General features: G+C 73.1%; 17 protein-coding genes. 9 read left to right on the top strand and 8 right to left on the bottom strand.

The features are described 5' to 3' along the window. The first annotated feature begins 78 nt into the window (after positions 1–78). Positions 79–252: a hypothetical protein gene (locus I3F54_RS15420; protein ID WP_240119315.1), complete on the top strand. Its 174-nt coding sequence runs from the start codon at positions 79–81 to the stop codon at positions 250–252. Positions 253–696: 444 nt separating this feature from the next. Here I3F54_RS15420 and I3F54_RS15415 read toward each other — a convergent pair whose 3' ends face one another. The 3 genes from I3F54_RS15415 to I3F54_RS15405 are packed head-to-tail and all read right to left on the bottom strand — an operon-like array spanning position 697 to position 3,549. After that, positions 697–2,040 (bottom strand): amidase, encoded by a 1,344-nt coding sequence (locus I3F54_RS15415; protein ID WP_240119314.1) that lies wholly within the window; start codon positions 2,038–2,040, stop codon positions 697–699. Beyond that, a complete protein-coding gene (locus tag I3F54_RS32525; protein WP_374205927.1) occupies positions 2,037–2,513 on the bottom strand; it encodes a glyoxalase in 477 nt (158 codons plus the stop codon). The genes I3F54_RS15415 and I3F54_RS32525 overlap by 4 nt, the downstream gene beginning before the upstream one ends. A gap of 25 nt (positions 2,514–2,538) precedes the next feature. Further along, entirely contained in the window at positions 2,539–3,549 is a 1,011-nt protein-coding gene (locus I3F54_RS15405) for a LacI family DNA-binding transcriptional regulator (protein ID WP_240119378.1), read from the bottom strand. A gap of 261 nt (positions 3,550–3,810) precedes the next feature. Between I3F54_RS15405 and I3F54_RS15400 the strand changes: the two genes are divergently transcribed. The 5 genes from I3F54_RS15400 to I3F54_RS15380 all read left to right on the top strand — a co-directional run bounded on the left by I3F54_RS15400 (position 3,811) and on the right by I3F54_RS15380 (position 11,537). Continuing rightward, a complete protein-coding gene (locus I3F54_RS15400; RefSeq protein ID WP_240119313.1) occupies positions 3,811–5,100 on the top strand; it encodes an ABC transporter substrate-binding protein in 1,290 nt (429 codons plus the stop codon). A gap of 6 nt (positions 5,101–5,106) precedes the next feature. Next, entirely contained in the window at positions 5,107–6,003 is an 897-nt protein-coding gene (locus I3F54_RS15395; RefSeq protein ID WP_240119312.1) for a carbohydrate ABC transporter permease, read from the top strand. Beyond that, the gene (locus tag I3F54_RS15390) at positions 6,000–6,902 is read left to right on the top strand and encodes a carbohydrate ABC transporter permease (protein ID WP_240119311.1); all 903 of its coding nucleotides are present in this window, start codon (positions 6,000–6,002) and stop codon (positions 6,900–6,902) included. Before I3F54_RS15395 ends, I3F54_RS15390 begins: the two co-directional genes overlap by 4 nt. Before the next feature lie 20 nt (positions 6,903–6,922). Then, a complete protein-coding gene (locus tag I3F54_RS15385) occupies positions 6,923–8,203 on the top strand; it encodes a cellulase family glycosylhydrolase (RefSeq protein ID WP_240119310.1) in 1,281 nt (426 codons plus the stop codon). 313 nt (positions 8,204–8,516) lie between these two features. Further along, positions 8,517–11,537, top strand: a complete 3,021-nt coding sequence (locus tag I3F54_RS15380) for a glycoside hydrolase family 38 C-terminal domain-containing protein (RefSeq protein ID WP_240119309.1) — start codon at positions 8,517–8,519, stop codon at positions 11,535–11,537. A gap of 271 nt (positions 11,538–11,808) precedes the next feature. Here the strand turns inward: I3F54_RS15380 and I3F54_RS15375 are convergent, their stop codons facing one another. After that, entirely contained in the window at positions 11,809–13,239 is a 1,431-nt protein-coding gene (locus I3F54_RS15375) for a lipase maturation factor family protein (protein WP_240119308.1), read from the bottom strand. Between the two features lie 197 nt (positions 13,240–13,436). Here I3F54_RS15375 and I3F54_RS15370 point away from each other — a divergent pair, with 197 nt between their 5' ends. Next, positions 13,437–15,524, top strand: coding sequence for a SpoIIE family protein phosphatase (locus I3F54_RS15370; RefSeq protein ID WP_240119307.1), 2,088 nt, complete (start codon positions 13,437–13,439; stop codon positions 15,522–15,524). A 44-nt stretch (positions 15,525–15,568) separates the two neighbouring features. Beyond that, positions 15,569–16,432: an Fpg/Nei family DNA glycosylase gene (locus I3F54_RS15365; protein WP_240119306.1), complete on the top strand. Its 864-nt coding sequence runs from the start codon at positions 15,569–15,571 to the stop codon at positions 16,430–16,432. Positions 16,433–16,547: 115 nt separating this feature from the next. Here the strand turns inward: I3F54_RS15365 and I3F54_RS15360 are convergent, their stop codons facing one another. The 3 genes from I3F54_RS15360 to I3F54_RS15350 all read right to left on the bottom strand — a co-directional run bounded on the left by I3F54_RS15360 (position 16,548) and on the right by I3F54_RS15350 (position 18,707). Further along, the gene (locus I3F54_RS15360) at positions 16,548–17,195 is read right to left on the bottom strand and encodes a zf-HC2 domain-containing protein (RefSeq protein WP_240119305.1); all 648 of its coding nucleotides are present in this window, start codon (positions 17,193–17,195) and stop codon (positions 16,548–16,550) included. 285 nt (positions 17,196–17,480) lie between these two features. Beyond that, positions 17,481–17,996 (bottom strand): hypothetical protein, encoded by a 516-nt coding sequence (locus I3F54_RS15355; protein ID WP_240119304.1) that lies wholly within the window; start codon positions 17,994–17,996, stop codon positions 17,481–17,483. A 156-nt stretch (positions 17,997–18,152) separates the two neighbouring features. After that, positions 18,153–18,707, bottom strand: a complete 555-nt coding sequence (locus tag I3F54_RS15350; RefSeq protein ID WP_240119303.1) for a sigma-70 family RNA polymerase sigma factor — start codon at positions 18,705–18,707, stop codon at positions 18,153–18,155. Positions 18,708–18,928: 221 nt separating this feature from the next. On the opposite strand from I3F54_RS15350, the gene I3F54_RS15345 reads away from it, so the two are divergent. After that, a complete protein-coding gene (locus tag I3F54_RS15345) occupies positions 18,929–20,080 on the top strand; it encodes a CapA family protein (protein WP_240119302.1) in 1,152 nt (383 codons plus the stop codon). Positions 20,081–20,125: 45 nt separating this feature from the next. Here the strand turns inward: I3F54_RS15345 and I3F54_RS15340 are convergent, their stop codons facing one another. Further along, positions 20,126–20,587 (bottom strand): universal stress protein, encoded by a 462-nt coding sequence (locus tag I3F54_RS15340; RefSeq protein WP_240119301.1) that lies wholly within the window; start codon positions 20,585–20,587, stop codon positions 20,126–20,128. Positions 20,588–20,684 lie beyond the last annotated feature (97 nt).

Genomic DNA, 20,684 nt, shown 5'->3' with positions numbered 1-20,684 from the left:
CCCCGAGCGGGCGTCGACCTCAGGGCCGCACAGCGGACCGCGACGTCCCGAGGGTGACCGACACATAAGGAGTGCGCGGTGACACCAGAGAAGACGAATCGCGAGCAGCACCCCAAGGAACGCACGGAGCGCGCGGGCCGCCAGCCCGGGGAGATCGGCAGCCTCGACGTGTGGGCCCGGTCCGCCCCCATCCGCCTGGCCGGCTACGAGGACGACCTCGCCGAGCCCCACATCCTTCCCAGCGTGGACTGACCCGCGGGCCCGTACTGCCGCGATCGCCGAACGCGTGGGCGTGCGAGACTCACGCCCATGCCGCTCACGCGGACAGTGGCCGACCGCGGGCCGTGCGTCCGGCCGCTCCGGCACCGCCCGTCGCCGCCGCCGGGACCGGTGCGGGAGGCCAGACGCCTCCGAAGGAGCGGCTCGCGCCCGACGGGCGTACCCGGCCGAACGGGTGGACGCCGCCGGGGCGCCCGCAACCGACGCCGGGGCCGCCCGCCCCATCCCCACGGGCCTCCGCGCACCCCCGCGTAGCCGACGCCGGCCCCACGGCCGTGACCGTGCGGCTGCGCCGTCCCGCAGACCGTTCCCGAGCCTGCCGCCTTACCCCGGCGCCCCGGGTGGAACGGGACGTCGTGCACCGCAATCCCCGAACGCCCCCACGCTCGCGGACGACGGCCCGCGGCGGCGGTCCCGTCAGTCCAGCGGTGCCGTCCGCGGCCACGGCCGCATCTCCTCCAACTGCCCGGCGATGTCCAGCAGTTGCGCCTCGGACCCGGGCCGGCCGACCAGCTGGACCGCGCAGGGGGCGCCCGACGGCAGCCTGCCGAACGGCACTGCCATCGCCGGCCAGCCGGTCAGGTTCCAGGGCGGGGTCAGAGGCGAGTAGGCCGAGTCGGCGGCCAGGTTGCGCAGCCAGCCCCGTTCGTGCCACGGTCCGGCCTTGGGGGAACGACGTGCCAGCGCCGGTGTGAGCAGGATGTCGTACCGGGTGAAGAACGGCTCCAGGCGCCGCCGCAGCCGCTCCCGGCCGTGGCCCGACCGCACTGTGGACACGAAGCGCTGCCCGAGGGCGGCGTGGACCCTGGTCCGGCGGGTCAGCAGCCGCTGGTCCAGGCCGCGCGCGTCGACCGCCGTGCCCGCCGTCCAGTGCGTGAGCGCCGTGACCCCCAGGGACAGCGGATACGGCGGCTCCGCCTGCCGCACCCGGTGACCGGCTTCGGCGAGCACTCCGGCCGCCTGCCGGGCCGCGGTCGCGTACGGCCTGCTGATCCTCACCCCGGCCAGGGGGCTGCGCAGTGAGACGGCCACGCAGCGCGCCGCCGGCTCCCGGCCCCGGGCCACCTTGGCGTCCGCGAGGACCGACAGCATCAGTCGCGTGTCCTCCACCGTCGTCGCCAGCGGGCCGTTCTCGGACATGCCGAACCAGTCCCCGTCCCCGATGCCCGCGGGCACGAGTCCGTGGCCCGGCTTGATCGTGACCAGCCCGCAGTTGGCGGCGGGGATGCGCAGTGAGCCCATGCCGTCGTTGCCGAGGGCCAGCGGCACGAAGCCCGCGGCCACGGCGGCTGCGCTGCCGCCGGAGGAGCCTCCCGCCGAACGGGACAGGTCCCACGGGTTGCGGGCGGTACCGTGCACGCCCTCCGTGGTACCGAAGACACACAGTTCGGGGACGTTCGTCAGGCCGACGACCACCGCACCCGCCGCCCGCAGCCGGGCCACCGTCACATGGTCGGCGCGCGCGGGGGTGTCCGGGGTGGCCGCGGAGCCGACGCGCATCGACTCGCCGCGCACGGCGAGGTTGTCCTTCACCGCCACCGGCACCCCGGCGAGCGGAAGGTCGGCGAGATCGGCCCGCGAACCCACGGCCCCGGCCTCGGCCAGTGCCGCCCGGACCCGCACCGCACGGAAGGCGCCGACCCGCCGGTCCAGTCGCTCGATACGGGCGAGATGGCCGGCCACCACCTCGCGGGGGGTGGCCCGGCCCTCACGGACGGCGGCGGCGATCTCGGTGGCGGTAGAACCGACCCAGCTGGTCACGGGCGCTCCTCGGAAGTGGTGCGGCTGCGGCGATTACCGGTGAGTAGTGCGCACGGAGAACTGTGCACCGCGGGCCGCCGCCGCGTCGAGAGGCCGACCGGACGTCCGCGGTGGCCGAGGACGTTCACCACACGGCCCGAGAGGGCGCGGACAAGGAACCGGCGCACGCCCCACCCCTCGTCGGTCAGCGGGTGGACGGTCTTCGCGTCGCGCTGCCACAGGGCCGCGTGGGCGGCGTCGACGTCCTCGGCCTCGATGCCCGGATCGGGGCGACCGGCGCGGTGCGGCCCCTCGGACAGCAGGCTGGACCGCGCGGCCGGATTCCCGACGGCGGGGTGTGTTCCGCGCCGGCCGTGGTGCGTCACCTCCGCGAGCCGCGGCGCGGTGTGGGACTGCGTGGTCCGCCCCGCCGCCTCGGCGCGGATGCCGGCGGCGTACGGGCGTTCCGCGCCGCCGGAGGTCCGGCCGGGCACGGCCGGGGGAGGGGCCGTGTGCCGGTCACCCGGGACACGCGGGACCCGTGCTGTGCCGTTCGATCAGCTCCGGCACCGGCACCCGCACCGACCGGGCCGGCCCGCCGTCCACGAGCGCGACCAGTTCACGGGCCGCGGTCCGGCCGAACTCGACGCTGTCCCGGGACAGCGCCGACAGCCGTGGAGTGACCATCCGGCACAGCGCGGAGTCCTCCCAGGCGACCACCGACACGTCCCCCGGCACCGCACGGTCCAGCCCGGCGGCAGTGGCCACGCCGGCCACGGCCATCACGTCGTTGTCGTAGATCAGGGCGGTCGGGGGAGCGGGGCGGCCGAGCACCCGGCGGGTGACGGCCGCGCCCTCCGCATCGGAGTAGTCCGTCGTCACCGATTCCACCTGCGCCAGGCCCCGGCGCCCGGCCTCGGCCCGCAGGGTGCGGATCCGGCGCTCGGTGTGGGCGAGGCCGGGCATTCCGGCGATGTGCACGATCCGCCGGTGGCCGAGCGCGTGCAGCCGGTCCACCACCGACGCCATCGCCCCGGCGTCGTCCGCCCACACGGTGGACAGACCCGGATGCGGCGCGTCGGGTGCGCCGCCGATCACCACGGCGGGCAGGCCGAGTTCGTCGAGCAGCGCGGGCCGCGGGTCGTCGGTGCGCGGGTCGACGACGAGGACGCCGTCCACCCGGTGCTCCGCCCACCAGCGGCGGTAGACCGCGCACTCGTCGGAGACGTCCCGGGCGATCTGGAACAGCAGCCCGAGGTGCCGCTCGGCCAGCACCTCCTGGATACCGGAGACCAGTTGGAGGAAGAAGGAGTCCACCCCCAGCGTGTGCGCCGGCCGGGCCAGTACGAAGCCGACCGTCGCCGCACCCTCCCCGGACAGGGCCCGCGCGGCCGTGCTCGGTCGCCAGCCGAGCTGCTCGGCGACCCGGCGCACGCGGTCCCGGGTGATCTCGGAGACCCCGGGCCGGCCGTTCAGCGCGAAGGAGACCGCGCTCTCCGAGACGCCGGCGCGGCGCGCGATGTCCTTCATCGTCGGCCGGCGCGCCGGCAAACGCTTTCCCGTCACCGCGTCCTGCCCCTTCGGTCGGCGCGATCCACTAATGCGCTTGAGCACTTAGACACTAAAGCGCATTAGCGATCTGCCGCAAGTGTTCCGGTGTGAACATCCTGACCTGCGGTTTCGATGAACTAATGCCATTAGTTGCCGTTCATCGATTGACTTTTCCTGAGAACGGCGGGCAAGGTCGGCGCGGCACCATCGGCCGCCGTCCCCGCAAAGGAGCACACCGTCGTGCGCATGTCCCGCAGAACCTTCGCCGCCGCTGCCGTCGCCGTCGTCCTGCTGCCGCTGAGCGCCTGCGGCTCCGGCGACGACAGCGGCTCCGGCGACGCCTCGGGCAGGATCGAAGGCGACATCACCTTCCAGACCTGGAACCTGAGAGCCAACTTCAAGCCGTACTTCGAAGGCCTCGTCGCCGACTTCGAGAAGCGCTATCCCGGCACCCACGTGAAGTGGATCGACCAGCCCGCCGAGGGGTACGCCGACAAGATCAGCGCCGACGCGGCCGGGGGCACCCTCCCCGACGTCGTCAACGTCTCGCCCGACCTCGTCGCCCCGCTGGCCAGGGCCGGCCTCGCCCTCGACCTCGACCAGGCCGCCTCCCGGTACCGGGGCGAGTACCTTCAGGGTGCCTGGGACTCCCACCGGATACCGGGCATGAGCGGGACCTACGCCTTCCCCTGGTACCTCAACACCGGGCCGCTCTTCTACAACAAGACCCTGTTCACCGCGGCGGGGCTCGACCCGGAGCAGCCCCCCAGGACCTACGACGAACTGTTCGCCGACGCCCTGCGGATGGCCGAGCGCAGCGGCGGCAAGGTCGCCACCCTCGCCAACGTGCCCACGATCGAGGACTTCGGCCGTTACGGCGTCCCCCCGATGGACGACAAGGGCACCGCCTTCACCTTCAACGACGACAAGGGCGTCGAACTGCTCGCCAAGTACAAGGAGCTGTACGACGCCCGGGCCCTCGACCCGCAGGCGCTGACCGCCACCCCGGAGTCGTCCGGCCGGAAGTTCCTCACCGGCGCCGTCGCCATGAACCCCGGCAGCGCGCTCGACCTCGGCAACTTCAAGAAGCAGGCCCCCGACCTGTACCGCAACATCGGCATCACCGACCAGATCACCAGCACCGGGCACGCCAACATGTACGTGATGGGCGTGATGGTCAACGCGCGCACCGCGAGGAAGCCCGCAGCCGTCGCCTTCGCGCACTACGTCACCGACGCCGCGCACCAGATGGCGTTCGCCCGCCAGGTCGCCATCTTCCCGAGCACCACCGGATCGCTCGACGACCCCTACTTCACCAAGGAGGACGGCACCGACGAGACCCGGGTGCGGGTCGCCGCCGCCAAGTCGTTGAAGACCGCGGTGAACTACACCCCCGTGCTGTTCAGCGAGCAGATGAAGACCGCGCTGCGCAACGAGGTCGCCAAGGCGCTCCAGGGCAAGGAGAGCCCGCGGGAAGCTCTTGACAACGCTGTCAAGGAGTGCAACACGCTCCTCCGGCAGCAGGGATAGGCACCGATGGCCCCCTCCACACCCGTCGCTCGGGTGCGGCGTCAACTGCCCACCAGCCCCTGGCTGTTCGCCGCACCCGGGCTGCTGGTCACGGGCACGTTCGTGCTGTACCCCTTCGCCTCGACCGTCGCGAACGCCTTCACCGACCGCCGCACCCTCGTGGCAGGGCGGTTCGTCGGCCTCGCCAACTTCCGCGAGCTGCTGCACGACGACATGTTCTGGATCGGCCTGCGCAACAGCTCCCTCTACGTCGCCGGCGTCGTGCCCGCGCTCGTCGTGCTGCCGCTGCTGCTCGCCCTGCTGGTGCAGAAGAACATCCCCGGCATCACCTTCTTCCGCTCCGCCTTCTACACCCCGGTCGTCGCCTCGATCGTCGTCGTCGGACTGATCTGGGTGTGGCTGCTGGACGAGCGCGGGCTGGTCAACTCCCTGCTGGAGAGCGTCGGAATCGGCCGGATCGGCTTCCTCAGCGACCAGTGGCTGCTGTTGCTGAGCGCCATGGCCGTCACCGTGTGGAAAGGTCTCGGCTACTACATGATCATCTACCTCGCGGCACTGGCCAACGTGCCGCGCGAACTGCACGAGGCCGCTGCCGTCGACGGAGCGGGAGCGCTGCGCCGCTTCCTGACCGTCACCGTGCCCGCCGTGCGCTCCACGATGGTCCTGGTCGGGGCCCTGTCCTCGGTCGCCGCGTTCAAGGTGTTCTCCGAGGTCTACCTGATGGCCGGACCCAACGGCGGCCCGGCCGGGGAGGACACCACCCTCGTCATGCTCGTCCAGCGCACCGGCACCGGCCTGACCGGCCGCGTCGGCTACGCCTCCGCTCTCTCCCTGGTCGTCTTCGCCGTCACCGTCGCCCTGATGCTCCTGGTGCTGCGCGCCGACCGGGGGGAGGACTCATGAGCCTCGCCGAGAAGGTCCGCGGCCCGCGGACGGCAGCCGCCTCCCCACCCCGGGTCGCCCACCGGCCCCGCCGCCGCATCCGCGCCGGGGAACTGCTCTGGCGCTACCTGCTGCTGCTCGCCGTCCTCGCCCTGACCGTCGGCCCCTTCCTGTGGCAGCTGTCGACCTCGCTCAAGGGACCCACCGAGGACATCTTCAGCTCCCCGCCCGCCTTCCTGCCCGAACACCCCACCCTGCACAACTACGCACGGGTGGCGGACACCATCCCCGTCTGGGACTACGCCCTGAACTCGCTGAAGGTCGCCACCGCCAACGTCGTGACCAACTGCGTGGGCTCCGCCCTCGCCGGCTACGCCCTGGCCCGGCTGCGCTACCGGGGCCGGCGCGCGGCCACCCTGGCCTTCGTCCTGGCCATGCTCGTGCCCGTCGAGGGCATCATCATCGCCCAGTTCACCACCATGCGGGAGCTCGGCCTGAACAACACCCTCGTCGGCGTCCTCCTGCCGGGCTCCGTCGGCGCCATGAACGTCCTGCTGATGCGCAACGCCTTCGCCAACCTGCCCTACGAGATCGAGGAGGCCGCCTACGTCGACGGAGCCGACGTCTGGCAGCGGTTCCGGCGGATCGCACTGCCCTCGGTCAAGGGCACCCTCGCGGTCGTGGCCATCCTCTCCTTCATGGGCGCCTGGGACGACTTCCTGTGGCCGCTCATCGTCCTCAGCGACCCCTCCAGGTTCACCCTCACCATCGGCCTCAACTACCTGCACGGCACCTTCGCCAACGACGAACGCCTCGTCGCCGCCGGCACGGTCATCGCCGTCGCCCCGCTCATCGCCCTCTTCGCCTGCCTCCAGCGGTACTTCTTCCGCGGAGTGGGCGAAGGCGGGGTGAAGGGCTGACCCCTCCAAGGACCTCCGCCATGCGCCCTGCCGCCCCGTCCTCCTCCGTCCCGCCGCTCGCCACCCCCCGTTTCGGGGTCAACTACACCCCCAGCGAAGGATGGTTCCACCACTGGCTCGACTTCGACCTCGACTCGGTCCGCGCCGACCTGGACTCCGTGGCCGCGCTCGGGCTGGACCACGTCCGCGTCTTCGCGCTGTGGCCCTACTTCCAGCCCGACCGCGCCCTGATCCGGCCCAGGGCGGTGGAGCAGTTGTGCGCCCTCGTCGACGCCGCCGCCGAACGCGGCCTGGACGTCAACGTGGACGGCCTCCAGGGCCACCTGAGCAGCTTCGACTTCCTGCCGGCCTGGACCCGGACCTGGCACCGGCGCAACCTCTTCACCGACCCCGACGTCGTCCACGGCCAGGCCGCCTACCTGCGCACCCTGGCCGCCGCCCTCGCCGACCGCCCCAACTTCCTCGGCATGACCGTCGGCAACGAGATCAACCAGTTCTCCGCCGGGCCCCATCCCGATCCCGACCGGGCGACCGAGGCCCAGATCGACGCCTGGCTGGAACGCATGCTCACCGCCTGCGAGGCGGGCGCGCCCGGCCGGCTCCACCTGCACGCCGAGTACGACGCCACCTGGTACCAGGACGACCAGCCCTTCACCCCGGCCCAGGCCGCCCGGCACGGCGCCGTCACCGCCGTGCACTCCTGGGTCTTCAACGGCACCGTCCAGCGTCACGGACCCAGCGGCGTGCCCACCGAGCACCACGCCGCCTACCTGATCGAACTCAGCAAGGCCTGGGCCGACGACCCGCACCGGCCCGTATGGCTCCAGGAGGTCGGCTCCCCGGCACCCCTGATCCCGGCCGGAAACGCCGCCGCCTTCACCGGGGCCACGATCGCGCACGCCCTGGACTGTCCCGACCTGTGGGGCATCACCTGGTGGTGCTCGCACGACGTCTCGCGGGACCTCGCCGACTTCCCCGAACTCGAATACGGGCTGGGCCTGCTGACCAACGACCGCCGCCCCAAGGACATCGCCCGGGCCCTGGCCGGTGCCGCCCGCGCGCCCCGGCCGGCGCCCGCGCCCCGCACCACGGCGCTGGCCGTCCCCGCCGACCCCCGCGAACGCTCCCGCTGCGCCCCCGGCGGACCCGTCTACGACGCCTTCTTCCGGCTCGTCACCGACGGGGCACGCCCCACCGCCGTCCTCGCCACCCGCGTGCACGACCGCGCCCACCTCGCCGCGCGCGGTATCACCGAGGTCGTCCACCCCGACCAGGTCCTCACCCCGCACGGACGGCGATGAGGCACCCGCGCATGAAGCCCACCCGCCGCACCCTGCCGCTCGTCACCGGCGCCGCGTTCCTGCCCACCCTGACCGCCCCGCGGCCCGCCCGGGCCGCCCCACGGGCCACCGCCACACCGCCGCCGTCGCGGACCGCAGCCCGAACAGGGCCGGCGGGCAGCGCGGTTCGGGGTACGCGCGGTGGGGGAGCTGTACACCGTGTCCGCCCCCGCGACCGTCACCACCCGTGGTGACCACCCGGCCCCCCGCCCGCCCGCGGGCACGCCGCCGCACCTGACCACCACCCACCCCGGACGACAACGGAGCACCCCGCATGCATGACGACCGCACCCTGGTCGAGGCCCGCCTCAAGCGCGTCCTGGAAGAGCGCATCCGGCCCGCCGTCCACCCCGAGTCCGTGCCGCTGGACGTGGCGGTGTGGCACGCGCCCGGCGAGCCCGTTCCGGTCGCCGAAGGCCTGTCGGCCGAGCCCGAGCCGATCGCGGTGGGCACCCGCTGGGGTGCCCCCTGGGGCACCAGTTGGTTCCGCGTCACCGGGACCGTCCCCGGGGAATGGGCCGGGCGGACCGTCGAGGCCGTCCTCGACATCGGCTTCGACGAGAACATGCCCGGCTTCCAGTGCGAGGGCCTGGTCTACCGGCCCGACGGCACGCCGGTGAAGGGCCTCAACCCGCGCAACCAGTGGGTGCGCGTCGGAGCGCCCGCCGCGGGCGGGGAGGAGGTCCGCCTGCACATCGAGGCCGCCTCCAACCCCGTCATCCTCGACTACCACCCCTTCCGGCCCACCCGGCTGGGCGACAAGGAGACCGCCGGCCGCGAGCCGCAGTACACGCTCACCCGGATGGATCTGGCCGTCTTCGACGAGACCGTGTGGCAGCTGGTGATCGACCTGGAGGTGCTGGGCGAGCTGATGGCCGAGCTGCCGGTCGACTCCTCTCGCCGCTGGGAGATCCTGCGGGCGGTGGAGCGGGCGCTGGACGCCGTCGACCTCCAGGACGTGAACGGTACGGCGGCCCGCGCGCGGGCCCGGCTGGAGCGGGTCCTCGCCGCCCCCGCCGTCCCCTCCGCCCACCGCATCAGCGCGGTCGGGCACGCGCACATCGACTCGGCCTGGCTGTGGCCGCTGCGGGAGACGGTGCGCAAGGTCGCCCGCACGGTGTCCAACATGACCGCGCTGCTCGACGACGAGCCGGAGTTCGTCTTCGCCATGTCGCAGGCACAGCAGTGGGCGTGGGTCAAGGAACACCGGCCCGAGGTGTGGGCGCGGGTGAAGAAGGCGGTCGCCGAGGGGCGGTTCGTGCCCGCCGGCGGCATGTGGGTGGAGTCGGACACCAACATGCCGGGCTCGGAGGCGATGGCCCGTCAGTTCGTCCATGGCAAGCGGTTCTTCCTCGACGAGTTCGGCATCGACAACGACGAGGCGTGGCTGCCCGACACCTTCGGTTTCGCAGCGGGCCTGCCGCAGATCATCCGTGCGGCCGGGTCGAGGTACCTGCTGACGCAGAAGATCTCCTGGTCGCGGACGAACACGTTCCCGCACCACACCTTCCGCTGGGAAGGCATCGACGGCACCCGCATCTTCACCCACTTCCCGCCCGTCGACACCTACAACTGCTCCATGAAGGGCAGTGAACTCGCCCACGCGGCTCGCAACTTCAAGGACAAGGGCGTCGCCCGGCACTCCCTGGCCCCCACCGGCTGGGGCGACGGGGGCGGGGGCACCACCCGCGAGATGGTCGCCAAGGCGGCCCGGGTGCACGACCTGGAGGGCTCCCCGACGGTGGCGTGGGAGCCACCGTCGGCGTTCTTCGCCCGGGCGGAGGCGGAGAACCCCGAGCCGCCGGTCTGGGTCGGCGAGCTGTACCTCGAACTCCACCGCGCCACGCTGACCAGCCAGGCCAGGACCAAGCAGGGCAACCGGCGCAGCGAGCACCTGCTGCGCGAGGCCGAGCTGTGGGCCGCCACCGCCGCGGTGCGCACCGGCGCGCCCTACCCGTACCAGGAGCTGGACCGGATCTGGAAGACGGTGCTGCTGCACCAGTTCCACGACATCCTGCCCGGTTCCTCCATCGCCTGGGTGCACCGCGAGGCCCGGGCCGCCTACGACCGGATCACCGCCGAGCTGACCGGCATCATCGGCACCGCGCAGCGCGCCCTGGCCGGGGACGGCGACACCGTGCTGGAGTTCAACGCCGCCCCGCACCCGCGCGCCGGGATCCTGGCGGGCGGCGCCGGTGTGCCCGCCGCCCCGGGCCGCACCGCGCTCGGCCCGCGCGAGGGCGGCGGTTTCGTACTGGACAACGGGCTGCTGCGGGTCGGCATCGACGCGGACGGACTCGTCCGCTCGGCCTACGACCTCACCGCCGGCCGCGAGACGGTCGCACCGGACCGCGCGGCCAACCTGCTCCAGTTGCACCCCGACTTCCCGAACATGTGGGACGCCTGGGACGTCGACGCGTTCTACCGGAACACCGTCACCGACCTCACCGGCGCCGACTCCGTCACGGCGGGGCAGGACGGGGCGTCCGTGCGGATCGTCCGGTCCTTCGGCGCCTCGCACGTCACCCAGGTGCTGTCGCTGCCGCCGGGGGAGCGGCGGCTGGAGATCGACACGGAGGTCGACTGGCACGAGACGGAGAAGTTCCTGAAGCTGGCCTTCCCGCTGGACGTGCACGCCGAGCGGTATGCCTCGGAGACCCAGTTCGGCCACTTCCACCGCCCCACCCATACCAACACGTCCTGGGAGGCGGCCAAGTTCGAGGCCTGCAACCACCGTTTCGTGCACCTGGAGGAGCCCGGCTTCGGTGTCGCGCTCGTGAACGACTCGACCTACGGCCACGACGTGACCCGCACCGTCCGCACCGACGGCGACCGGGGCACGACCACCACGGTTCGGGTGTCACTGCTGCGCGCCCCCCGCTTCCCCGACCCCGAGACCGACCAGGGCGTGCACCGCTTCCGGCACGCCCTGGTGCCCGGTGCCGGCATCGGTGACGCGGTGCGCGAGGGCTGGCGGATCAATCTGCCCCGGCGGCGCGTGACCGGCGGGAGCGAGGTGGCCCCGCTGGTCACCGTGGACGACGACGCGATCGTGGTCACCGCGGTGAAGCTGGCCGACGACGGCAGCGGGGACGTCGTCGTCCGTTTCCACGAGGCTCACGGCGGTCGCGCCCGGGCCACACTGACAGCCGGGTTCCCGCTCGCCGGGGTGACCCCCACCGACCTGCTGGAACGCCCCCTGCCGGAGGCCGCCGCCCCGACCGTGGAGGGCGACCGGATCGGCGTGCGGCTGCGGCCGTTCGAGCTGGTGACGCTGCGGCTGGAGCGCGTCTGAGGCGAGTCCCCGCCACCGATCCGACGCCGATCCGCCACCGGTGTGCGGCCGCACCCGGCGGGACACGGCTGACCGGCGCGGGAGCCCGCGAGGCGGGCGGCCCGCGCCGGGGCGCTGTTGCTCTCCCGGGAGGGGGCGCTCCGGCCGGGCCCGGTGCGTTCCGGGGGCGGGCCGGTGGGGGCCGCGGTTCCGGCACCGGGCCGGTTTCCTCACGGTCCTCCGTCCGCGGACCACGGCCGGACACCGTCCGTGGCCGCAGGCGTGCACGCCGTCAGGACCGGTGGACGTCCTGGGCCAGCCGGGTCGGCGGCAGGTACGCGCGTACGTACGTCCGCTGCCAGCACGCGCCCGTCTCGCGCAGCTCCCGCCAGGTGGTGAAGCGGTAGCGGTAGAGGCCGGCGCGGATGTGGCGCGGCGGCGAGCCGCGCGGGAACGGCGAGCGGCGCAGCAGCCTCAGGGTGTCCCCGTCGTCCGCCAGGAGCCGCTCCACCAGCCCGCCGAACCACGGCTCCGCGTAGGCGGGCGACAGCGCGGCGAACCACATCAGCCAGTCCAGCCGCAGGTGGTAGGGCGCGAACTGGCGAGGCCAGTGCCGCGGGTCGCCCGGCTTGCCCCTGAACTCGTACTCCCGCCAGTCGGAGTCCTCACGCGGTACGTCGTCCGCCGTGCCCTCCAGCACCACCTCGTACCGCACCCGGCTGACGCTGCCGAACGCGCCGTAGGTGTTGACGAGGTGGAGCGGGTCGAAGGCGCGGTTCATCACCTGGCGGCGGGAGATCATGTTGATCACCGGCCGACGGCTGAGGAACACCAGCAGGGCGGCGACCGCGAGGACCACGGCCTCGAACCACACCGGAGCCGTGTCCGCGACGGACGCCGGGGCTGCGCCGTCCGGGTACCCGATCACGGACAGGGCCAGCACGATGGTGATCCAGTTCAGCCAGGAGAAGTTACCCGACAGCACCAGCCACAACTGGGTGAGGATCATCAGGGACGCGGCGGCCGTCGCGATCGGCTGCGGAGTGAACAGCAGAACGGGAACGGCGAGTTGCGTCACGTGGTTCGCTGCCGCCTCCACCCGGTGCAGGCGCCGGGGCAGGTGGTGGAAGAACCAGCTCAGCGGACCCGGCATCGGCTGGGTCTCGTGGTGGTGGTCCAGGCACGTGAGCCTGCGCCAGCAGATGTCCCCGCGCATCTTGATCAGCCCCGCGCCGAACTCCACCCGGAACAGGATCCAACGCAGCAGGAACAGCACGACGACCGGCGGCGCCACCTCGTCGTTGCCGAGGAAGACCGCGAGGAAGCCGGTCTCCAGCAACAGCGACTCCCAGCCGAACGCGTACCACGTCTGTCCCACGTTGACGATCGACAGGTACAGCACCCACGGCACCAGCCACAGCAGCATCCCGGCCCACAGCGGCAGGCGTCCGTCCAGGCCCGCCAGCAGCGCGGCCGAGACCGCGCACCCCGTCCAGGCACAGGCCGCGAAGAAACGGTCCGTGTAGTGGAACTGGAACAGGCTCGGCGCCCGTCGCAGGGGCACCCGCGCCACGAAACGCGGGACGGGCAGCATCCCCCGCTCGCCCAGCAGAGCCCGGAACTGCAGGGCGGCGGTCAGGAAGGCCACCAGGTACACGCCGGCCAGCGCCCGCTGGAAGACCAGCCGGCTCAGCCAGTACCCGGGTGCGGTGAACCAGTCCACGGCCGTGCGCTCCTCTCCTCCATTCTGACGCCGCCTCCTTCGTCGCAGAACGTACGCCCTCGCTCCGCTGCGTGACGCAACGAGGGCCGGATCCCGAGGCGCGGCCGGTGCTCCGGTCGCGGCACCCGGGGCCCCGAGACCCGGTTCCGTCCGGCTCACGGGTCGAAGAATCGGGCAAATCCTGGCAAGGTGTCCCCATGGTTGATCGGGGAGCGAGCGCCCTGGCACTCCCGGACGACTGGCCGGCCCGCCCGGAGCCGATCCTGGCGCTCAACCACATGGGAAGCTTCGACTGGGACCTGGACGCCGGTCTGTTGCGCATGGACGCCCAGGCCCACGAGGCCTTCGACATGCGCCCGGACGAGTACGACGGCAGCCCCGAGGGCCTCGCCCTGCGGGTGCCGCCCGACGAGGTCCACCGTCTCGACGCCCTCGTCGCCCGCGCCATCAAGGACGGCAGCGACAACTACGGCGCCTACTTCCGCATCCGCCGCCGTGACGGCGGCCTGCGCTGGACCCACATGCAGGGCCACATCCGGCGCGACGAGACCGGCCGCCCCCGCCGCATCATCGGCATCGTCCGCGACGCCACCCAGGAACTCGACGAACTCGCCGCACGCCGCGAGGAGGCCGCACCGGAGGACGTCCGCCGGCAGCAGACCAACGTCGTCCAGCTCGCCACCGCCGCCCTCGCCCACGCCCGCACCGTCAAGGACGTCATCGACGTCCTGAAGGACACCCACGGCCTCACCCATCTGGGCGCGACCAGCCTCGTCATGGGCCTGGTCGAGGCGGGGCGGATCCGGCTGATCGCCGAGGGGCCCGAGGGCAGCTTCGTTCCCGGCACACGGGTCACCCGGATCGACGAGCCGTACCCGATGAGCGAGGTCGTCCGCACCCTCACCCCCCGCTTCATCGAGTCCCCGCAGGAGTTCGCCGCCGGCTACCCGATCCTGTGGCCGCACCTCACCGACCTGAACATCACCGCCGCGGCCTATCTGCCCCTCATCGTCCAGGCCCGTCCGATCGGTGCCATGGGCCTGCTCTACAGCGACCGTCGGGGCTTCACCACCGAGGAGCGCAACATCCTCCTCGCCCTGGGCAGCAGCATCGCGCAGAGCCTGCAGCGGGCGATGTTCTACGAGCAGGAGAAGGACATCGCCCAGGGCCTCCAGCAGGCGATGCTGCCGCGCACCATCCCCAGCGTGTCCGGCGCCGACGTCGCCGTCCGCTACCGGGCGGCCACCATCGGCGGATCACAGGGCCGGGACATCGGGGGCGACTGGTACGACCTGATCCCGCTGCCCGGGGGCCGCGTCGGCGCCGTCATCGGGGACGTCCAGGGCCACGACACCCACGCCGCCGCGGTCATGGGCCAGCTGCGGATCGTGCTGCGGGCCTACGCCGCCGAGGGCCACACCCCGGCCACGGTGATGGCCCGCGCCTCCGTCTTCCTGCACGAGCTGGACACCGACCGCTTCGCCACCTGCCTGTACGCCGAGGCCGACCTGGCCACCGGCGTGGTGCAGGTGGTCCGGGCCGGTCACATCGACCCGCTGGTGCGCTCGGCCGACGGCACCTGCCGCCGCGTCCCGGCCCCGGGTGGGCTGCCCCTCGGGCTGTCCGCCGAGTTCGGCAGTCTGGACTACCCGGCCGCCACCGTCGAGATCGACCCGGGCGACACGCTGCTGCTGTGCACCGACGGCCTGGTCGAGCAGCCCGGCCTCGACCTGGACGACGGCATGCGCGCCCTGACCGCGCTCGTCGCGGCCGGCCCCGAGGACGTCCGGGAGCTCGCCGACCAACTGATCGAGGTCTTCGAGGAGCGCGGCGGCGACGACGACGTGGCCCTGCTCCTGCTGCGCCGCCGCAGCCTGCACGCCCCCCGGGCCGGTGGGCGGCTCCAGCAGCACGTGGCTCCCGGTGACCCCGAGGCCCTCACCGGAGCCCGGCACATGATCCGCGCCGCCGTGCGCGCCTGGGGCGCCCGGGACCGCGCCGACGAGATCGAACTCGTCGCCGACGAACTGATCACCAACGCCCTCATGCACACCGAGGGCGCCGCGATCGTCACCCTGCGGGTCCTGACGGACTCCGACCGGCGGCTGCGGGTCGAGGTCGAGGACACCTCCAGCGCCCTGCCGCGCCGCCGGGAGGCCGGTGAGTCGGGTGTCTCCGGCCGCGGCCTGCTCCTGGTCGACCTGCTCTCGGACGTGTGGGGTGTGGAGGCGCGGGGCGGCGGCAAGTGCGTGTGGTGCGAGTTCGTCGTCCCGGGCCGCGGTTGAGCACGCCGCCTGCGCCGAAGGCGTCGAGCGGGCACTCTGGTCGTATGCCGGAACTTCCCGAGGTCGAGGCCCTCAAGGACTTCCTCGTCGAGCACCTGGTCGGCCATGAGATCGTCCGGGTGCTGCCGGTCGCGGTCAGTGTCCTGAAGACGTACGATCCGCCGGTCACCGCCCTGGAGGGTGGTGAGGTCGTCGCCGTGCGGCGGCTCGGCAAGTTCCTCGACGTCGCGACCGGCGGCGGTCCGCACCTGGTCACCCATCTGGCCCGGGCCGGCTGGCTGCACTGGCGGGACCGCCTGCCCGACGGCCCGCCGCGCCCCGGCAAGGGGCCGCTGGCCCTGCGGGTGGCCCTGGAGACGGGCGCCGGATTCGACCTGACCGAGGCCGGAACGCAGAAACGCCTCGCGGTGTACGTCGTCGACGAGCCCCTGCGGATCGAGGGGGTGGCCCGGCTGGGCCCCGACCCCCTGGCGGAGGACTTCGACGAACGGCGCCTGGCGGACCTGTTGTCCGGTGAGCGCCGCCGGATCAAGGGGGCGCTGCGGGACCAGAGCCTCCTCGCCGGGGTCGGCAACGCCTACAGCGACGAGATCCTGCATGCCGCGCGGATGTCCCCGTTCAAACTCGCCTCGTCGCTGTCCCCGGAGGAGACCCACCGCCTCTACGAGGCACTGCGCGGCACCCTCTCCGGCGCCGTCGAACGCTCCCGGGGTGTCGCCGCCGGCCGGCTGAAGGCGGAGAAGAAGACGGGGCTGCGTGTCCACGGCCGCACCGGCGAGCCGTGCCCCGTCTGCGGCGACATCATCCGCGAGGTCTCCTTCAGCGACTCCTCCCTCCAGTACTGCCCCACCTGTCAGACGGGCGGCAGGCCGCTGGCGGACCGGAGGATGTCGCGCCTGCTGAGATGAGGGGGCCGCCGGGTGCCGTCCGGCTCCTTCGGAGTGGCGGCGCGGCAGCCGCCTGCCGGGGTGGCGTGCGGCGCCCGGTTCCGCCCGGAGGCCGGGTGGGGGCGGCGCGGGGGACCTACGGCTGGAGCGTGACCAGATGTTCGCCGTCCGACGTGCGCACCTCGTAGCGCGCGATCTCCCCCGGATGCAGGGCCGCGCCGCCCTGCACGGTGTCGGGGCGGGCGTCGTGCTCCTGGGCCTGCCAACTGGTCACCGTCTCCTCCGAGCCGTCACGGCCGATCACGACGAGCCGGCAGGTGCGCGGTCCGGCACCGTCCTTGACGGTGAGCTTCAGCCGGCTGCCCCAGGACTCGTCCTCGGTCGTGATCTGTGCCCACACGCCCGAGCGCTCGTCGGTCGCCGTGACCCGGACGGCTCCGTGGCCGCCGCCCGCCATGAGGGCCAGCGCGGGCCCGGCGAGCGCGGCGACGACGGACGCGGCCACGGCGTACAGCATCCGCCGGCGTGCCCTGCGGTGCCGGGCCGCCGTGGCCTCCAGCAGCCGGTCCAGCAGCCGGGGACCCGGCTGCGCCATGGGATGCACCGGGCGGGGCGTCGCCTGCCGGTAGAGCATCAACTGCCGTGCCGCGGGACCGAACTCGGTCACCTGCGCCGAGCAGCCGGCACACTCCATGAGGTGGTCCTCGAAGCGGAAGGTGTCCGCTTCGTCCAGCACGCCGAGCGCGTACGCGGCGACATCGCGATGCCTTTCCAGGGACCTCATGCGCATCCTCGTGCCGTTGAGTGGGGGTGGGGTTACTCCTTGCTCCCACCCGTACGCAGCGGACCGCCGAATCACTCAAGTCCCGCGCAGAATCCCAACCAACGGATTCGGAGCGGACCGGCCGGCGGTTTGGTCCCCGGAGAAGAATTTTCGGGACGGCCGGAAGTGGCGGCCGCAAGGGACGGCGGCAGGCGGCTCGGTTGGACGCGGCGGCTGGAGGAGGCGGCGGCCGGGGACCGGTGCGAAAGCGGCGTCGCGCGGCAGGCGCAGCGTTCGCACCAGGCCCTAGAAGAGGTGGATGGCCAGGTGCCCCAAGGGCAGACCGAGCCGCCACGCCGGGGTCCAGACCTTCGGGCCGTCCTCCTCGCCGAACGGACCGGTGCCGCCCGGCACCGCGTCGAGGTCCGGAGCGAGCAGTTCGGTCTCCTCCAGCCAGCGCCAGGCCGCCTCGGCCAGTTCGAGGTCGGGCGAGGGCCGGCCCGCCGCGGCGGCCTCGGCGGCGAGTTCGGCCAGCCGCTCGCACACCCAGTCCTGCCAGGGCTGGTCGTACGCGGTCAGCGACAGCCAGGTCTCCAGCTGGGTCACGACCCGGATCCCGGACAGCTCGCCGTCGGTGTCCGAGAGGAAGACGGTCAGGGCCAGCGCGTCCCGGCCGGCCCGGAACTCGAAGGACGTCGGCGGCATGAGGTCGCCGGTGCGCAGGAGTTCGTCCGCGATGTACTCGGCGTACAGCCAGGCCATGGGGACCGTGAGTTCCCCGCCGCCGGTGCCGTCCGTGCTCTGATGACCTCTGTGCAGCATCCCTTCCTGCCTTCCTCCGGTGCGTGCGCGTCGCCCGATGCCGGGCCGGGGGGGACCGGTCGCCGGACCCCATCCGGAACACGGATGAGGACAGCCGATTACTCAACCATGGTCCCCAGCAAGGCGCTTTGCGAAGGCTTGACCCTGGCACCGGTTTCATCGCAGGTCGGCCGCGTATCCGGGCAGAACCCTGCGCAGGGCACGCAGTCCGTAGTATGCGCGCGACTTCACGGTACCGGGCGGGATGCCGAGGGTCTGCGCCGCTTCCGCCACGCTCGCCCCCTGGAAGTACACGAGCACCAGGACTTCACGGTGCTGCGGCGTGAGAGTCTTCACAGCCCTGCGGACGTCGAGTACGGCGGCGGACTGCTCGGCATGGTCGGCGCACACCGGCGCGTGCGCCCCGTCGAGGACCGCGTCGCCGACCTCCGCGGGCCGTGCCTGCCGGGCCCGCCGCGCGTCGATCGCGAGGCGCCGCGCCACGGTCATCAGCCAGGGCCGTACGGAGTCGAAGGCGTCCGTGCGCAGTGCCTCGGGATGCTGCCAGGCGCGCACCAGCGTCTCCTGCACGAGGTCCTCGGCGCGCTGCCGGTCGCCGTCGCAGAGCCTGAGCAGCAGCGCGAACAGGGGCCTGCCGTGCTCGCGCTGGAGCGCGGCGAGCTCGTGCTCGGCGGTCGTCGTCACAGGGGTGAGGGTGGTTCCGGCCGTCATGCCCGTATGGCAGCGCAGTGCCCGGGTTTCGGACAGGGCGAGCACACGGCCGTGCGGCGGACGGTCGATCGCGTCGGCGAACGGTTCGACGAGCGGTCGTGATCCGGACGGAACCTCCCGTTGGCGCACACCGGACGGGTCAAAGGCGGGCGGGGGCCGTTTGCCGCGCGAGCCAAGCTCGTACCTATTCGTGGGTAAATATGACCACAGTGGGGTGAGAGATGATCGCACGCAGACAGCAGTTGGCCCTGGCCCTGACGGCCGTGCTCGCCGCGGCCGCCGCCTGCCAGGCCCACGACCACGAAGCACCCGCCCGCCCGGGACCGGCCGCCTCGGCCGCCGGTCGCGGCTTCACGCTCGTCGCCTCCGGCGACATCCTGCCGCACGCCTCGATCATCGAGCGCGCCCGCTTCGACGCGGGCGGGACGGGCTACGACTTCCGGCCGATGCTCGCCGGTATCGAACCCGTCGTCTCCCGAGCCGACCTGGCACTGTGTCACATGGAGACGGTCTACGGCGCGAACGGCGCCTACACCGGCTACCCCGTGTTCAAGTCCCCGCCCGAGATCGCCGCCGCGCTCGCCGCCACCGGCTACGACGGCTGCTCCACCGCCTCCAACCACACCCTCGACGACGGCGCCGACGGCATCCACCGCACCCTGGACGCCCTCGACGCCGCAGGCGTACGGCACGCCGGATCGGCGCGCACCCAGGGCGAGGGCGACGCCGTCACCGTCATGCGGGCCGGTCCCGCCATGGTCGCCCACCTGGCCTACACCTACGGCACCAACGGCTATCCGCTGCCGCCCGGGCAGCCCTGGGCCGTCAACCTGATCGACGAGGGCCGGATCGTCGCCGACGCCCGGGCCGCCCGCCGCGCCGGCGCGGACGTGGTCGTCGTCTCCGTGCACTGGGGCACCGAGTGGCAGGACGCCCCGGACCAGCAGCAGCTCGACCTGGCCCGCCGCCTGACCGCCTCCCGCACCGGCAACCGTCCCGACATCGACCTGATCCTCGGCACCCACGCCCATGTCCCGCAGGCGTACGAGAAGGTCAACGGCACCTGGGTGGTGTACGGCATGGGCGACCAGATCGCCGGCGGGATGTTCAACCACCAGGGCGCGCAGGACCCGCGCGGCAACCAGTCCACCGTGGCCCGGTTCACCTTCGCCCCACCCCGCCGGCCCGGCGGCCGCTGGGAGGTGACCAGGGCAGAGTTCGTCCCGCAGCTCTTCGACATCGACGCCGGCCGCGTGGTGAACCTCGGCCACGCGCTCGCCCGGGGCGCCGACGTGCGCGGGGTGCGCGACCGCATCCGGGACGTGGTGCTCAGCCGGGGCGCGGCCAAGGACGGGCTGGTGATGGGGAAGTGACCGGCCGGGGAGCGGCGCGGCAGGGAGCCACGCGCGGTCCGGGGGCTACGGCACCACGGTCACCGGCCAGCGCCCCGCCTTCACCAGCCGGACCGCGACCGATCCGATGATCCGGTGCCCGGCCTGCTCGGAGGCGCCCACCACCACGGCGTCGGCCCGCAGCCGGTCGGCCGCCGTCACCAGGCCGTTGTAGGGGTCGCCGCGCAGGGTGTGGAACTCCCAGCGCACCTCGAACATCCCTCTGACCCGCTCGGCCGCCTCCCGGATCTGCCGGACGAGGTCCTCGGCGATCTCGTCGGTCGCCTCGGACACGGGCGCGCCGAGCGCGGCACCGGCGGCCATCACCGGCTGCACGTACACGACGGCGAGCAGCGCGTGCTGGCGCCGGGCCAGGCCGCCCGCGTAGGCCGCCGCGCGCAGCGACGAGTCGGAGCCGTCCACCCCGACCACGATGACCTTCGGGCCGTCCGTGCCCCGCTCGAACCCCTGGGAGTGCTGCTGCGTCACGGACCGAGGCTATCGAACCGCACGGGCAGCCACCGTCCGGGCACGGGGGAGGCGCCGGTCCGGGACGCTCGACGGGCGGGGCGGCCGGCGTGTTCCT

The sequence above is a fragment of the Streptomyces sp. MUM 2J genome, assembly GCF_022414535.1.
Classification (GTDB): domain Bacteria; phylum Actinomycetota; class Actinomycetes; order Streptomycetales; family Streptomycetaceae; genus Streptomyces.
Note: the sequence above shows the minus strand (reverse complement) of the source record. Positions and strands in the feature narration are given on the sequence as shown.